The sequence below is a fragment of the Companilactobacillus alimentarius DSM 20249 genome, assembly GCF_002849895.1.
GTDB lineage: Bacteria > Bacillota > Bacilli > Lactobacillales > Lactobacillaceae > Companilactobacillus > Companilactobacillus alimentarius.
This window is the reverse complement of sequence record NZ_CP018867.1, coordinates 1,944,829-1,961,275: the sequence shown is the minus strand read 5'-3', so window position 1 is coordinate 1,961,275 and position 16,447 is coordinate 1,944,829. Positions and strand designations below refer to the sequence as shown.

At 36.2% G+C, this 16,447-nt stretch carries 14 protein-coding genes and 1 other annotated feature; of the genes, 7 read left to right on the top strand and 7 right to left on the bottom strand.

The genetic code is table 11. The features are described from left to right. Window positions 1-14 precede the first annotated feature (14 nt). Complete coding sequence (locus tag LA20249_RS09360) at window positions 15-1,073, bottom strand: carbamoyl phosphate synthase small subunit (protein WP_057738444.1); 1,059 nt, start codon at window positions 1,071-1,073, stop codon at window positions 15-17. 278 nt (window positions 1,074-1,351) lie between these two features. Continuing rightward, complete coding sequence (locus tag LA20249_RS09355; protein ID WP_057738446.1) at window positions 1,352-2,254, bottom strand: HNH endonuclease family protein; 903 nt, start codon at window positions 2,252-2,254, stop codon at window positions 1,352-1,354. Between the two features lie 103 nt (window positions 2,255-2,357). Between LA20249_RS09355 and LA20249_RS11895 the strand changes: the two genes are divergently transcribed. The 3 genes from LA20249_RS11895 (at window position 2,358) to LA20249_RS09345 (ending at window position 5,783) form a co-directional block, all read left to right on the top strand. Beyond that, on the top strand, window positions 2,358-3,101 hold the full coding sequence (locus tag LA20249_RS11895; RefSeq protein WP_235806750.1) for a phospholipase D-like domain-containing protein: 744 nt from the start codon (window positions 2,358-2,360) through the stop codon (window positions 3,099-3,101). Next, entirely contained in the window at window positions 3,068-5,248 is a 2,181-nt protein-coding gene (locus tag LA20249_RS09350) for a DUF3427 domain-containing protein (RefSeq protein WP_235806751.1), read from the top strand. The genes LA20249_RS11895 and LA20249_RS09350 overlap by 34 nt, the downstream gene beginning before the upstream one ends. A 70-nt stretch (window positions 5,249-5,318) precedes the next feature. Next, window positions 5,319-5,783: a hypothetical protein gene (locus LA20249_RS09345; protein WP_057738448.1), complete on the top strand. Its 465-nt coding sequence runs from the start codon at window positions 5,319-5,321 to the stop codon at window positions 5,781-5,783. Window positions 5,784-5,792: 9 nt separating this feature from the next. Here LA20249_RS09345 and LA20249_RS09340 read toward each other — a convergent pair whose 3' ends face one another. Beyond that, window positions 5,793-7,121, bottom strand: coding sequence for an enolase C-terminal domain-like protein (locus LA20249_RS09340; RefSeq protein WP_057738450.1), 1,329 nt, complete (start codon window positions 7,119-7,121; stop codon window positions 5,793-5,795). Between the two features lie 100 nt (window positions 7,122-7,221). Here LA20249_RS09340 and LA20249_RS09335 point away from each other — a divergent pair, with 100 nt between their 5' ends. After that, complete coding sequence (locus LA20249_RS09335; RefSeq protein ID WP_057738452.1) at window positions 7,222-8,121, top strand: LysR family transcriptional regulator; 900 nt, start codon at window positions 7,222-7,224, stop codon at window positions 8,119-8,121. A 25-nt stretch (window positions 8,122-8,146) separates the two neighbouring features. Here LA20249_RS09335 and LA20249_RS09330 read toward each other — a convergent pair whose 3' ends face one another. Both LA20249_RS09330 and LA20249_RS09325 read right to left on the bottom strand, forming a co-directional pair. Further along, a complete protein-coding gene (locus LA20249_RS09330) occupies window positions 8,147-9,274 on the bottom strand; it encodes a lactonase family protein (protein WP_057738454.1) in 1,128 nt (375 codons plus the stop codon). Between the two features lie 14 nt (window positions 9,275-9,288). Beyond that, window positions 9,289-10,506, bottom strand: coding sequence for a mandelate racemase/muconate lactonizing enzyme family protein (locus tag LA20249_RS09325; RefSeq protein ID WP_057738456.1), 1,218 nt, complete (start codon window positions 10,504-10,506; stop codon window positions 9,289-9,291). A 298-nt stretch (window positions 10,507-10,804) separates the two neighbouring features. On the opposite strand from LA20249_RS09325, the gene LA20249_RS09320 reads away from it, so the two are divergent. The 3 genes from LA20249_RS09320 to asnA all read left to right on the top strand — a co-directional run bounded on the left by LA20249_RS09320 (window position 10,805) and on the right by asnA (window position 14,675). Then, a complete protein-coding gene (locus LA20249_RS09320) occupies window positions 10,805-11,794 on the top strand; it encodes a hydroxyacid dehydrogenase (RefSeq protein WP_057738458.1) in 990 nt (329 codons plus the stop codon). A gap of 16 nt (window positions 11,795-11,810) precedes the next feature. Then, window positions 11,811-13,208 carry an SLC13 family permease gene (locus LA20249_RS09315; protein ID WP_057738460.1) on the top strand — a complete coding sequence of 466 codons (1,398 nt, stop codon included), beginning with the start codon at window positions 11,811-11,813 and terminating at the stop codon, window positions 13,206-13,208. 130 nt (window positions 13,209-13,338) lie between these two features. Then, window positions 13,339-13,589, top strand: a binding site (T-box leader). Between the two features lie 78 nt (window positions 13,590-13,667). Beyond that, entirely contained in the window at window positions 13,668-14,675 is a 1,008-nt protein-coding gene (asnA, locus tag LA20249_RS09310) for an aspartate--ammonia ligase (protein WP_057738462.1), read from the top strand. A 110-nt stretch (window positions 14,676-14,785) separates the two neighbouring features. On the opposite strand, the gene LA20249_RS09305 is transcribed toward asnA, so the two are convergent. Both LA20249_RS09305 and LA20249_RS09300 read right to left on the bottom strand, forming a co-directional pair. After that, window positions 14,786-15,580: an N-formylglutamate amidohydrolase gene (locus LA20249_RS09305; RefSeq protein WP_057738464.1), complete on the bottom strand. Its 795-nt coding sequence runs from the start codon at window positions 15,578-15,580 to the stop codon at window positions 14,786-14,788. A 116-nt stretch (window positions 15,581-15,696) separates the two neighbouring features. Beyond that, window positions 15,697-16,446, bottom strand: a complete 750-nt coding sequence (locus LA20249_RS09300) for a LiaF transmembrane domain-containing protein (RefSeq protein WP_057738466.1) — start codon at window positions 16,444-16,446, stop codon at window positions 15,697-15,699. Between the last annotated feature and the right edge of the window lies 1 nt (window position 16,447).

The following is a 16,447-nucleotide window of genomic DNA, read 5'->3' as shown; positions in this document are numbered from 1 at the left end:
AATTTCTCCTCCAGCTATTTATTTAATCTTTCCAAAAATTTATCAAAGATAAAATCTGCATCGTGTGGACCAGGCATTGCATCAGGATGGAATTGAACTGAGAAAGCGTCATATCTAGTATGTTCAACCCCTTCAACCGTTTGATCATTCAATTCAACTTGAGTTACTTTCAATTCAGTCTGGGCGATGGATTCTGGATCAACTGCATATCCATGATTTTGAGAAGTGAAATAAATCTTTCCTGTTTCCAGGTTCTTAACCGGATGGTTGAAACCACGATGACCGAATTTCATTTTGAAAGTTTTAGCGCCGTTAGCTAAGCAGAGCAATTGGTGTCCCATACAAATACCAAAGACGGGATACTTTTTCTCCAGTTCAACAATATTTGGCAAAATATCAGTGTGATCAAGTGGATCTCCAGGTCCATTACTGAGAAGAATACCGTCTGGTAATAAGTTCTCAATTTCTGTGACTGAAGTATTTCCCGGTACGACTGTAACTTTGACATCACGCTTTTGTAATTCATCAACGATACTTTGCTTGTATCCATAATCAAGCATGACTACATGTTTACCGCTACCTGCAAAAGTTTGAGGTTTTTTTATAATATTCTGATTGAGTTGAGCTTTATCTAGTTTCCAGTTCTCAATTTGATCCATTAATCCTGAATTCAAATCGTCAACGATAGCAGCCTTTAAGGTTCCGGCTTTTCTTATTTTCAAAGTAATGGCACGTGTATCTATGTCGTAAATTCCCGGTATATTTTCTTCCTTTAAGAATTGATCAATCGTCATTTCACTTTGATAATTACCAACCGTATCCGCAATTTCTCGTGCTAGAACCCCTTTGATGAATGATTTAGGTGATTCATTAAATTTTTTGGCAATACCATAATTGCCAATCATCGGTGTACAGAAATTAATGATTTGTCCGTTGTAAGACTGGTCGGTAATAGCCTCCTGATAACCACTCATTCCAGTCGTAAAGACTAACTCACCAATCGTTTCAATATTGCTGCCAAAGGCCTTACCTTCAAAGTAAGTGCCATCTTCAAAAACTAGATATCTTTTCATAATATTCTCCAAACTTTCGCAATATTTGAGACATAAAAAAGGGATGCTTATCCAGCATCCCTAAAGTTTTGTCTTAATTTGATTATTTAGACTGAACCTTTGAGACCTCACTGGATCTGATTAAAAATTCAAGATATAAAAAAAACTTTCCCTGCCAGTGCGACAAAGAAAGTTAGTTGGGGTTTCCCCATAAGCGATTGCACTTTCCAAGTCTCACTGGACTTAATTAAAAGTTGTTGTCCATATAATACAGTGAAATTTTATATTCGTCAATAGGGTTATCTCTTAAAGATATGTTCTCGATGGTATTGTAAATATTCTCTATTAGGAGAATATTGGTAATTCATATGTATTTTTCTATTTTTGTATTTATTTAATAATTTATCGGTTTCTGCATCTGGAGCTGAAACATCAGAAATAATAATATGACCTTTATCGTTAAAAGTGAAATACCCTGCTGTAAAGGCTTTGGCAAGTTCTTTAGTAAAACTTATTCCATTACGTGGGTCTAAACGGATTTCCTGATTTTCTGACCAAGGAATAATTCTCGCTACAACTAAATCATCCTCATCTACTGGACCCGCCACCGCTGATTTATAATGATAATTAAATTTTACTTTATCTGCGAAAAATTTTTGAACAGCATTATAAGTTTTAATACCTTTGGCCTCATCATTGATAAAATACATTTCATTCTTCTCAGCCTGATAACACTTTACCGCCAGCAATTCTTCTTCATCTGATAATTCAGGTATTTCAGGTGTCATATTTTTTTGACGCTCTAATAGACCTCTATAATCATGCTCATTTATCTGCGTGATGCCATTCATATTAAAAAAGTTCGACCACTTACCTTTGAATTTACGAAACGTCCAATCAAAAGTACGTAAATTTTGCTTCATAAGACAATGAGAAAACAGATAAGGCTCTTCAATCGTGACAATATCGTTACCAGTAGTCGGATCTTGTCTGACAACATCGCCAAATCTACCAGCACCGTAAAGGTAAAACTCATTGCCCCATTCTGAGGCACTGCCAGATCGGCGGTAGATGATTAAATCCCCCTTATGGAGCTGGTTGTTATTATGATTTTGATAACTGTAATATTTAAAATCTACGTCATTGTGTTCAATGCTGGAACTAGAATCTATTATAAAATAATTAATTTGGGAGTTACTCATAAAATACACTTCCTTCGCCTTTCATTGTACACAACATATCTATAAAACTTAATTGCTCTGCTATACTTGTCTATTAGAACAATTACAAATTGGAAGTGAACTTATGAATATTGATCATGAAATTAACCAAGGTCTGGCATTTGGCTTCATCGACAACTCAACACAATCATTATCCCGTTATCAACCCGCATTAATAACTAATCAAAATGGAACTGTACTCGACACTTTGGAAGAAGAGTTACGCACTGCTAAATCCTTTACCATCGCAGTTGCTTTCGTTACTTCAGGTGGTCTATTGGATCTTAAAAGTATTCTAGCCGACATTGCTGCACATGGTGTCCGCGGAAAGCTCATCACTTCAACTTATTTAGAGTTTAACAATCCCGACGTATTCGATGATTTGTTACAAATCCCTAACCTTGAGGTTAAAGTCTTAGATCAAGATGGTTTCCATACGAAAGCTTACTATTTTGACCATGGCAATTATGAAAGTGCCCTGATTGGAAGTTCCAACCTGACGCAAAACGCTTTGAAAAAGAATTTTGAATGGAACTTACGTATTACTTCAACCGAACGTGGCGACGTTATTCGTAATGTTAAAAATGAATTGACTAATCTTTGGCAACAAGCCACAACTTTGACACCATTGTGGATAGAAAATTATCGCCAAAACTGGCAACCCAATTATTCAAATTATCGGGCCAAGAAAAAGACTGAACCATCTGGCAAAATTGTTCCTAACAAAATGCAGAAAACAGCCTTAGAAGCTCTGAAACATTTACGAGATGTTGAACATGCTAAAAAGGCTTGGTTGTGGCAGCAACTGGAACTGGTAAAACTTATTTAGCAGCTTTCGATGTTCAGCAATTCAATCCTAAACGTCTATTATTCGTCGTCCATCGGGAACAGATTCTGCGTAAAGCTATGTCTAGTTTCAAAGAAATTTTAGGTGGATCTGACAACGACTATGGTATTCTCAGCGGTAATCAAAAAGAAGTAACTACTCGCTATCTTTTTGCTACGGTTAATATGATTTCTAAAAAATCGGTTCGTGAACAATTGGGAGCCAATGCGTTTGACTACATTATCATTGATGAGGCTCATCGAGTTAGCCAAAATCAGCCCGGTGAAAAAGAATCAATGTATCAACGTATGATGAACTTTTACCAGCCACAATTCATGCTTGGCATGACAGCCACCCCCGAGCGAACTGACAGAACTAATGTCTATAAGTATTTCGATTATCATCTAGCTTATGAAATTTCACTACTGGACTCACTGGATAATGGTCTTCTTGTGCCCTTTCACTATATTGGCGTGACCGACTATGAGAAAAATGGTGAGGTTATCGACGATAAAACTAGTTTGAAGTATTTAGTATCTGATGAACGTGTAAATTATATTATCGACAAAACCAATTACTATGGTCCTCGCGGTGACAATGTGCACGGATTGATTTTTGTTAGTCGTGTTGCTGAAGGTCGCGAATTGGCTGTTAAACTCACGAATAGAGGCATCAATTCTCAATTTGTCTCCGCAAAAGATACGGTTGAGACTCGTGAAAAAGCAGTTCGAAAATTAACTAATGGCAAATTACAATACATCATCACAGTTGATATTTTTAATGAGGGCGTGGACATTCCTATTCTCAATCAAATCGTCATGATGCGTCCCACAAAATCCAGTATTATTTTTTTACAGCAATTAGGACGTGGATTACGTAAATTTAATCATAAAGAATTCGTGACAATTTTAGATTTCATCGGTAATTATGATGAAAATTATATGATTCCAATGGCATTCGACCGTTCTCACACTAGTAATAAAGAGAAAATACTCAAACAAATTGTTAGCCCCAGTATCTCGGGTGTTTCTACGATTCATTTTGAAGAAGTCGCTCGTAATCGAATCTTAATAGCGGTTTCAAAAACTAGATTAAATGACATGAATCGTTTCAAGGCTGCTTATCAAAATCTTAAAGATAAAATCGGATTACGGTCGCCGATGTTACTGGATTTTGCCAAGTTAGGTAGTGTTGACGTTCCCGATATAATTGACAAATTCAAGACTGTTTATGACATGCAAAATAAATTTGAAGATACTTTTTCCAATTCACTTACTAAAGAACAATACTCATTTTTGAGATTTATTTCTGCGGAAATCACTGTATCTAAACGTCCTGTGGAAGCTTGGATCTTGAAGCAATTGTTACTTCGACATACTTTAACTGATGAAGAAATTCTATCTGAACTTCAATCTCAAAACATTTTCTGTGACCGTGAAACTTTGGACAATGTGTCTTCTGTCCTAAATTTCAGTTATTTTTCAAAAGTAAAGCAAAAAAAATACGGTCAAATTGTGTTAACTGACCGTATCGATGATAAATGGAAATTTGCTTCTGAACTTCAACAAATGTTGCAATCACAATCATTTAGAAAATATTTTGAAGATGCTTTAGATACAAAGCTTTGGGATGTACATCAGAACCCAGCAATCTATCATAATCGCTTTACCATTGGCGAAAAATATTACCGTCCTGATATTATCAAGATGTTAAATTGGAAACATGAACCTAATTATATAAACATTGGTGGTTATGGCTTAAGAGATGATGGACGTTTTCTACCTGTTTTCATATCTTTAAAGAAGACTGTGAAAGTTCAAAATAAGATGGTATACGAAAACACCTTTTCAGACCGATCAACTCTACCCTTATTCTCCAAAAGTGGACGTTCAACCTCTAGCACCGTTGAGAGTGAAATTCTCAAACATAAGGGTTTTGGGATGATTCAATTATTTGTGAGAAAATCCAACAACGATAGAATTGATGGTAAAGATTTTTACTATCTTGGTTCCGCACGTGTTCTTACTGCAAAAGATATTGTGGAGAATAACACTGATGGTAAGCCTACCAAATTAGTTGAATTTACACTTCGATTGGAACATGAATTAGATTTGGGATTGTATCATTTTTTGACTGAAGGAATCCAGTAGCAGGAAATAGGTAAAATTATAAATTTTTCATCGTAATTTCCTATTAATCAAACGTTAATAGGAAAATATTATGAAGAAGAATAAACGAACTGCTCTACAGAAATTAGGTACTGATCAAAGATTTCATTTTTATGGAGAATTTAAAAAATATGGTTTCAAATATACAGATTATTACAAGAAGCACGCCGTTCCGACTATTTTATTGTTAAATATTAAGTTATTGTCCAATGATAATACAATCTTTATAACTGATCATTTATGGTTCAATCTAACTAAAGGATTCAAACAACTCGGTTTATTACATGTTGGAGATAAAATTAGTTTCAATGGCCGTGTAGACAGCTACACTAAGGGATATTTGAGAACTGACAAAGATTATGATATTGTTCGCCCTACTAAGATAAAATTAGAAGAACAAATCGTTAGGCCAGAGTGGTATTTGGAAGAGAATTGGAAAATATGCAACTGTATTTATGATATGTATTTCACTGATTACCAAACTAGAGGGATTATGAAACCCTACCGACATTATTAATAATATTTTTTATCTAACCATTGAAGGTTTCTTTGGATCAAATTTCCAATTTGGAATTAAGAATTGCATAGCTTTGGCATCATCCCGAGCACCAAGGCCCTTTTTAAGATACAGTTCATTAGCTTTTTTGATCTTATCAAGATCAATTTCAACTCCTAGACCTTCATTAGTCTTAGGAACAGTCAATTGTCCATTTTCAATCTTGTATGGATTCTTTGTAAGATTTTGTCCATCTTGCCAGATCCAATGAGTGTCAACATCATAAACACGACCTGGAGCAGCGGCAGCAGCATTGGCAACCATTGCTAATGAAATATCAAAATGATTGTTAGAGTGAACGCCCCAATTCAAATTGAACTCATTACACAATTGAGCTACACGAACAGCTCCTTCCATTGTCCAGAAGTGTGGATCTGCCAATGGAATTGAAACGGAATTCAAAGCGATCGCATGAGACATTTGACGCCAGTCGGTATCAACCATATTTGTAGCTGTAGGCATGTGCGTAATTTGTTGGAACTCAGAAAGAATTTCACGTCCGGAGAAACCATCTTCGCCACCACACGGATCTTCAATATAATGAAGAATACCTTTCAATTCATCAGCATAATGAATGGCTTGTTTCAATGACCAAGCACCATTTGGATCTAGATCAAGTTTGGCTTCTGGAAATGCCTCATGAAGCGCTTTGATAGCAGCAACTTCCTCTTCGCCATCGAAGACTCCACCCTTGAGTTTGAAAGTCCTAAAACCATACTTATCGTAAGCAGCCCTTGCTAATTTAACAATTGATTCTGGATCCATAGCCGGTTTACGACGCAACTTACCCCAATCACTGGAATTATCATCGTCTTGTAAGTATGGCATATCGGTCTTACTTGTATCACCAACGTAGAATAAGTAACCTAAAACGCCAACCTTTTCACGTTGTTGACCATCACCTAATAACGCAGCAACAGGAACGTGGAAATGTTTACCTAATAGATCCAAGAATGAAGTTTCAATGGCTGTTAGAGCGTGAACCATAATTCTTTGATCAAATGTTTGTTGACCACGACCACCTTTATCCAAATATGAGAATTTTTCTTTAACCTTCAAAAGAACATCTTTGTATTCACCGATTGTTCTACCAATTACTAATTCTTTTGATTGATTCAAAGTATCAGTGATCTTTTGTCCACCAGGGACTTCCCCAACACCGACCTGACCTTCATCAGTTGTTAAGATAACAATGTTTCTTGTGAAATACGGACCATGGGCACCACTTAAATTTAATAACATACTGTCATAGCCAGCAACTGGATATACATCCATCTTTTCAATTTTTGGAATACTCATAAAAAATCTCCTCGTATATTTATTGATTAATCGAAGTAATAATTGTTCATGTATAATAATATTAGTTGTTCAAAAATTATTTTATTGGGGGATCATCATAATGGAAATCAATCGACTTAAAACGTTCTTGTCTGTCGCTAGAAACGGTAGTTTCAAATCCGCTGCCGAAAAATTATTTCTTTCTCCACGAACAGTTTCCAAACAGATGGATCAAATCGAAAACGAACTCGATACCCCACTATTTGAACGAAAGAAAAATAGTACCAAATTAAATAGTGCCGGTAAGCAGTTTGTTATTACAGCACAGGATATCGTTAACACTTACAATGATGCTTTAACTAAAATGCAGACTATCAATGAAAAACCAACACCCACTTTGAGAATTGGCTTTTCATCCCTCAATCAAACAGTCATCTTAGAAACTATCATTGCCCCTTTTATGAAAAAGTATCCAGACATCAAACTCGAATTAAAAGAAGAAAGTGGTATTCGCTTAATTCAATTATTGAAACGTAATAATTTAGATTTTGCCGTCACACCTTATTACAATCTTTCGCGTGAGAGCGCTGACTTTAAAGCTATGGAAATAATCAAATTAGCTGAAGGTGAATTAATGCTCGGCGTGAGTGTCAACAGTCCCCTTGCTAGAAAAGATTCTGCAAGTCTGGATGAGATAAAACATATGAAAGTCCTTTATTACAGTTCTTCTGAATCTTACTATTTAAGGGAAGTTTTCCTTGATAAATTTGACGGTTTCCTCGCGCCTGAACAAATCAGTCGTGTCTCATCGTTAGAACAGCGTGACATGCTAGTTGCTTCCAACAACGGCGTCGGTTTCTATCCTAGTCCTTTTATAAATAAGGAAAGAGCTCAGAATCCGATGATCAAATTCCTTAGAATTACGAACAATGTTAATAAATATTATGCTTCCGCCTTCTTGTATCAACCGAATAATAAAAATCCTTCATTAAACAGTTTAATATCTGAATTAAAGGGGTGAAATCTTAAATGATTTTGCCTCTTTTTTAATTTAGAAAATCAGTAGCTTCAAGAACACGAACACAAGCATCATGCTTGATACCAGTTTGAGCAATACTTAAGTAACCATACTTGGTATCACGATTAAAGAGAATTAAATCGTTAGTGTTTTGGTTAGCACACAGCAAGAAATCACCGTTCTTACTCAAACTGAAATCACGTGGGAAGACACCCTCAGTTTTAATATTTTGAATCTTCTCAAGATGTTTCCCTCCGTCCAAAATCTTATAAACAGTAATTGAATCATGCCCACGATTTGATATATATAAGAACTTCTCATCCGTTGACAATCTGATGGCAGCTGAGCCACTGTGTCCGACGTATCCTTCAGGAATATTAGAGTAGTCGGCAATTCTTTCCAATTTACCAGTCTCATGGTTGTACTCAACAACACCGACACGGCTAGACAGTTCACCTAGAACATAGATGTAATTAGTTTTTTTAGCAATGGCTAGTTGGCGAGGACCAAATCCTGGTTTTGCATCAAATGCTGATTTTAAAGTTAATTCAGCAGTATCGAAATCAACATCATAGATGAATAACTTATCGCAGCCTAATCCACATACAATCAATCTACCATCTGGTAACTCTCTGGCAAAATGGATATGGGCGTGATCTTGTTCAACTAGTGGTCCGTGACCTTCGATTGGATAAGTATGACTATCAGTAATTTCATAGTTATCGTTCATCTTAAAAGTATGAATAGCATTAGTATTATAATTTGCGGCAAACAAAACCTTATGTTCACTGTCGATTGAAATATATGAAGGAACTGTATATGGCAATTCATTCCAGAAATAAAGATTCTTCGTAGCATCATAAGCTTCATAAGATCCGTGTTTCTTAGGTAAATAACTAGCTGAAATCAATTTACCAGTTTTGGTATCAACAATCCCAACTCCACCTTGATTACCATCCTTAGTCAAAACGGTCGCAATTTTTCCGTCAGTCTCAGAATAATTTAGAAAAGCTGGATTATCGACTTTAGCTAACAAACTAATATCGGTAATCTTTTTTTTGTTTGTATCCAGGGTAGCAACGTACATACCTTCTGATTGATTGTGGGGCGTATAGCTATCTTCTGTATAGCCGCCTAAAATAAATTTATCCTTCATTTTAAAAGCCTCCGTTATTTAATAGTTACTTTCTTACATTTAGCAATGACTTCTGGTTTCAACTCTTGTCCGATACCAGGTCTATCAGGAATATCAATAAAGCCATCTACTGGTTGATAATCATCATATTTGCATGTTGCACGATCTTTGGCATTGATAGCACGTTGGTAAACTTCGTGAATTAGGAAATTAGGAATAACTGCTTCAACTTGAAGAGCTGCCGCAATCGCAATTGGTCCTCCACAAACGTGGACTTGAGCATTGATATCATACGTATAAGCCATATCACAAATCTTTTTAGCTTCAGAAATTCCACCGGCTAAGCAAAGATCAGGTTGAGCAACTTTGATAGAGCGATCTTCAAAGAATTTTCTAAAGCCCCAACGAGTGAATACTCTCTCACCTGCAGCAATTGGAATATTAACTCTTTGGGAAACTTCCAAAGTATTATCAGGATTTAATGTATTAACTGGTTCTTCATAGTAAAGAATATCCAAATCCTCAAGTGCTTGACCAATCTTAATAGCAGAAGTCGTATCTGAGTTAGCATGCATATCAATAATGATATCCAAGTCATCCCCACCAACTTCACGCATTGCTTTAACACGATCGTAAGCAACTTTAATGATATGTTGGGAGACGGTTCCTTTAGTATTCCACTCGCCACCACCATCTGGTTGGTCACTTAGCATAATAGGATCAAACTTCAAAGCATCATAGCCTTCAGACATAACCTTCTTTGTCACTTCGGCATAATCTTCAGGTGTAATCAATTTTAGTTTGTCGATCTGTTCACCCCAATTGTATTGCAATTGACTAGCATAGGCTCTGAGATGATCATTTGTCTTTCCACCTAAAATTTCATAAGTTGGGGTGTTGTAATACTTACCTTTAATATCCCAAAGTGCAATATCAATGGCACTGATAGCTGCGTTGACTACAACACCACCGGCAATTCCCCAATAAGTAGTATTGAAAAGTTTATCCCAAATTTTCTCAATGTTCAGGGGATCTTCACCTATAATGACTTGGCTAAAATCTTGCAACATGCCAAAGCCACCACGCCAACCTTTACCATATGCAAGACCAGCTTCACCAAAACCACAAATATCAGTATCAGTGTTAATTCTGATTACTAGTGGACACCAATCCTCTTTGGATCCTTGACTATTGCCACTAAAACTAGGATCTTCACTTGGAACTTTCATAATATCAACGCTAACAATCTTCATCGTCTTTCCTCCATTCAAATTACTTTGTGCAACTATTTTCAAATTAATTGTAGTTACATTTTTCACTAATGAACAGTTCAATTCTTTACCCCTGATGAACTTTTTGTTCTTGCTTTTGATTATTTTATTTTTGCAAAGGCTTTAAAAATCCTCCAAAACAATATTCTTGATCTTTTATGTGTAATATTTAGTTCGTCTGGGGTCCATTTAGTGACTGTATCTTAGTGAAATCATTAACTATAATTAGCAGTGAAATTAAATTAGTGATATACGTAACTTTTATGGGAGGCTATCACATATGAAGAAAGTTTTGTTAAGCGAAAAGATTGATGACAAAGGAATTCAGCTTCTTAAGGACAATGGTTTTGACGTTCATATTTCAGCTGGAACCGACATTGAAACAATGAAGAAGGAAATCAAGGATGTTTATGCTGTAATCATGCGTTCATCCGAATTACCCGCCGAAGTAATTGATGCTGGCGAGAATCTTAAAATTATTTCACGTAATGGTACTGGTATTAATAACGTCGACGTTGATGAGGCTACTAAGAAAAATATTTTAGTTGCCAAGGTTAATGGTGCTAACGCATTTTCCGTCGCCGAATACGTTATCACTACTATGTTGATGTTAAGTAGAAAAGTTTTAGCTTCTAATAAATTAATCCACGAAAAGAAAGATCAGTTAACTGAAATTGGTTCATTGCCTGGTTTCTCAACTCAATTTAACCTCAACGGTAACGAACTTCGTGGCAAAACTCTAGCCATTCTTGGTTTAGGAAAAATCGGTCGTGAATTAGTTAAATTAGCTCAAGCTTTTGGCATGAATGTCGTTGGTTACGATCCATATTTGAAAGAATCACCAGTAAAGCTTTACAAAAAATTAAAAGATATTTATCCAGTGGCCGATTTTCTTTCAATTAATATGCCACTCACAGCTGAAACAAAGAATATGATTACTGCCAATGAATTGGCTACTATGAAGGATTCAGCTTTCATCATTAATTCGGCTCGTGGAGGAATTATTAATGAAAATGACCTAGCCGCTGCCTTAAACGCGGACACTATTGCTGGAGCTGCAGTTGATTCATTCAATCCTGAACCACCAACTCCAAACAATCCATTATTCACAAGTAAGAATACTATTTTGACAAGTCATATGGCCGGAACAACTATTGAGGCTAATCAAGCCCTTGGACTTGGTGCCGCACAAGCCATTATTGATTTCTCAAATGGCAAAGTACCTGAATTCCCGGTCAACCAAGAAATTTTAGCATCAGAAAATAAATAACACGAGGTAACCCACTATGAAACACAAAAAGTTAATTGCCGGCATAGTTGGGATCGTTCTTGGAGTTATTATTACCTTCTTTATTCCAACTCCTCATGGTCTAACTCATGCAGGTATGATTGTTCTAGCTTCACTAGTTACAGCCAATATTTTCTGGATCTTTAACGTTATTCCTAGTTTTGCTACTGGCTTATTGATGCTTTCCTCTTGGGTCGTTTTAGGCGCCGTTAAATTTGAAATTGCCTATCAAATTTTCTCAACGACAACAATGTGGATCATTATCGGTGGTTTAGGTTTAGGTGCCGCTGCTACCAAAACTGGTTTAATTAAAAGAATTGCTTTAAAGATTATGACTTTCTTTCCAGCTAATTTTAGAGGTCAAACTTTAGCACTTTTCACAGCCGGAACGATTATTGCACCCATGATTCCTAGCGCTCATCCCAAAACTGCAATGAGTACACCCATTGCCAAGGGAATTAGTAATGCTCTAGGCTACAAACCCTTTGGTAAAGGCAGTTCTGGACTATTTCTCGCAGCACTCTGGGGGTTCTTCGTTACTGAAGCCAGTTTCTTAAGTGCTACAGCACAAAACTATGCTTTCAAAGGACTCTTACCTGCCAAAGCTCAGGCCCAATTGAACTGGGGTAATTGGTTCATTATGATGATTCCTTGGACAATTATTATTTTGATTGGTGGTTACTTCTTATTGACCTTCCTATTCAAGCCCAAAGATGATAAACCCGTTTCTCGAGAGTTCATTTCCAAACAATTGGATGAATTAGGGCCAATGTCACGTGAAGAAAAGATTACCGCAGCCGTTATCTTGGTTGCTATCGTCTTTTGGATTTTGGAATCAGTTTTCAATATTCCAGCCGCTGTTACCGCCATTATCGGTGTCAGCGTTCTAGTTGCTCTGAAGGTTTTGATTCCTGAAGATTTCAAGACTCGTTTAAGCTGGAACACAATTATCTTTATCGGTACTGTTATGGCTTTAGGCAATGTTATGCAATCAGCTGGTTTAACAACTTGGTTAAGAAGAATCTTAGCTCCAGCTATTTCTCCAATTATCGGAAATATCTATATTACCGTAATTGTTTTGCCTATTATTATTTACCTATGCAAGTTTGTCGTTGTTTCTTTGATCTCGACAGGTACTTTAATCACTATCGGCTTACTTCCATTCTTTTCACAAATGAGTTTTAGTCCTGCAATTATCGCTATTATCGTTACAACTAGTGTTAATGTTTGGCTCTTGTCTTACATGAACGCTCCTATTCTGACAGGTAGTGCTGCTGTTCAAGATAGCATGGCTTCACGTGGTGCTATGGCTAAATCGTCTATTGGTTATATGTTTTTAAATATCATTGGCTTACTCATTTGTGTTCCACTTTGGCAACTTATGGGCATCGCCTAAAATATAAATTTAAAATCATTTTTTACGCTTTCCTACATTAGAGTAATTCTAATTCATACTTCTAAAATTAGTTTTTATCAAATTTTCGTATTTACATTTTCAAATTTAATGCTAATATAAGTGTCACAAGATAAAAACGACAAGAAAGACGAGTAAGATTTTTCACACTGACAGTGAATTGGGAATGGTGAGAACCCAAACAGTAAATGGAATTTCTGAAAAACACTTTCTTATGTTTCTGGCTAAAATGGCTTTGCCAAAGTAAGTACAGACGTTAACCGGTACGTTACCATCGGTGGAGCATGCTTGTGCTCTTATTGAGGTGGTCTATTTTGAGATAGGCAACTTGGGTGGTACCGCGAAAAGTCTTTCGTCCCAGTTATTATTAATTTAATAACTGAGATGAAAGACTTTTTTATTTTGCATTAATTAAAAAATTTAAATTATGGGGGAATCAAAATGAACTTAATTATACCTAAGGACTACGATCCAAAACTATCTGTCAAAGAAACTCAAAAGGCTATCCAATATATCCGTGAAACTTTCCAAGATGAATTCGGTAAGGAACTTAATTTATCACGTCTATCTGCTCCAATGATGGTCGAAAAAGGTACTGGTTTAAACGACAACTTAAATGGTGTCGAGTCCCCTGTATCCTTTACTATGAAGGGCATCCCCGATGAAACTATCGAAATTGTTCACTCATTAGCCAAATGGAAACGTCTAGCTTTGAAACGTTACGACTTCGACATGCACGAAGGAATTTACACAAACATGAACGCCATCCGAAAAGATGAAGATCTTGATAACATCCACTCCATTTATGTTGATCAATGGGATTGGGAAAAAATTATTGCTAAGGATGAACGTACAACTGAAACTTTGGAAAATACCGTTAAGCAAATTTTCAAGGTTATCAAGCATATGGAACACGAGGTTTGGTACAAATTTCCTAAGGCTGTTCATCACCTGCCCGATGAAATCCACTTCGTTACAACTCAAGAACTAGAAGACAGATGGCCTGACAAGACACCTAAAGAACGTGAAGATGCTATCTGTAAAGAACTTGGCTGTGTCTTCTTAATGCAAATCGGTGGACCTATGAAGAGTGGTAAACGTCATGACGGCCGTGCTCCTGACTATGATGATTGGAAATTAAATGGCGATATTCTTTTCTGGTATGAACCCTTACAACATGCCCTAGAAATTTCAAGTATGGGTATTCGTGTTTCTGAAGAATCAATGAAGGAACAATTAAAGATGGCCCATGCACAAGACCGTGCCAAATTGCCATTCCATCAGGCTTTGTTAAACGGAGAATTGCCATACACTATTGGTGGCGGTATCGGACAATCTCGACTTTGCATGCTATTACTTGGTAAAGCTCACGTCGGTGAAGTTCAAGCGGCTGTTTGGCCTGAAGATCTTCGTGAAAAATGTGCAGAAAATAACATTAATTTACTATAAAATTTATCAAAAATAGTAAAACAAATGAGCCAAGGTAATCAAAGTACGATTACCTTGGCTCATTTGACTTAAAGCCCGAATGCCGACCATGTCCGCTCTCTTAACTATTTTTATTCAGAAAGAATTTGATTAAGTAATTCCATAAAAATACTTTGTAAACTGTTCTTAGCAGTTGTGAAGGTCCCCGCATCTACGCCAGTGAGTTCTTCTTCACCAAAATAGCGATTCTCGATATACATATGATATGCCAACTCAATTTGAATAGCTTCTACCTGAGGGTTTTGACCATAGTGGGGCGTGATGTATCCACCTGAAAAGGGAAAATTATTAGAGACTGAATAACCTTTATGACTGAATTGTTCAGTCATAAACTCACGTAATTTTATACTAGAAGTTTTATCAAAATGATTCCCAAGTACCACATCAGCCGTTGTCACATCTTCATGCGGATATTTTGCGAAACTATGTAAATCGAACAAATAAATTTTTTCAAACTTCTCTAATTTATGATCAATTAATTTCTGTAACTGTTGATGGTAAGGCTTATAAAACGATTCTATCCGCTGATTGATTTCGTCAGATGTCAATTCTCTTTGATAAAGTGGTTTATCAAAAGTATTCTTACTATAAACAACTTCGTGGCGATAATCACCAGTAGAATCAGTCATCCTAAGACTTCGATTAGGGTCTACCACATATCGGTGTATATTATTTTGTAATGTCGTAAAACCATTTTGTGGTAAAAAACTATATAAGTCGGGTAAAAACCAATCCACGTTAGGTAATAATCTGTCAGGAATAATTTTTTCTCGAATCCCACTGGGAACTTCTACACCACTGTGTGGCAAATCTATGATAATCGGCAATTCATCAATTGTTTCATTGTAGATCGTGAAATTTTCCATTTACTTGTCCCCGCTTATCACTCGTTTTTAATTATGATTTTACTATTTTGGAAGAATATAGATAGTATTTGGACTTGCGAGTTAATACTGTATTAGTGTTATAAAATCAACAATACCTAAATATAATTAATTTTCAAATTACCTAAGGAAACTAATCCAGAAATAACTACGTCGGGATCATCGCCATTTATATTGCAAGTGCCGTTTTCTGTAATATTTCCCATATTATTATTAATATTTTTAACCACATTCCAATCACGCGGAATATACAGCTCTACGCCACCTAATGACACGTTCACATTAATCTCAGCAGTATCTTTTACAGTCACATGATCAAAATAAACTTTTGCCTCTCCCATGTTAACGTCAACATTGGCTGTTTGGAAATCGTCAGATTTCACATATCTTACGCTATTGCCCATTTTTACATACACATCAACATCAGGTGCGTCGACTGTCTTCATATCAGGTTCTGCATTGTAATCGAAACTGACAAATGGACCATGGTGTCCTCTGGTATAACCTTTTTTATAATTGAACCATGGACGATGTTTAAAAAGAAGTGGGCGTAAAATTAGAGACAACCCCATTGAGACTAACAAAGCAGCTCCTAAAATTGTCCAAGGAACTAAATTAGTGATACCTAATGGTTTTGCATAAAGTATTGCCAAAAAAGCTAGGGAAAAAACGCTTCCTGGTATTGAAAAATAAACTAAACTTTTAATTAGAACTGCCAACAAGAATAAAGAAAAGACGATTGTCCAAAAGCTCAAAGTATATGTTAAAAGGTGCATCTGGCTGACTACTAGAATGACCGCACTTAGTAGTAAAAACAAGCCCCAAAAGATTCCATTTTTATTTCTCATA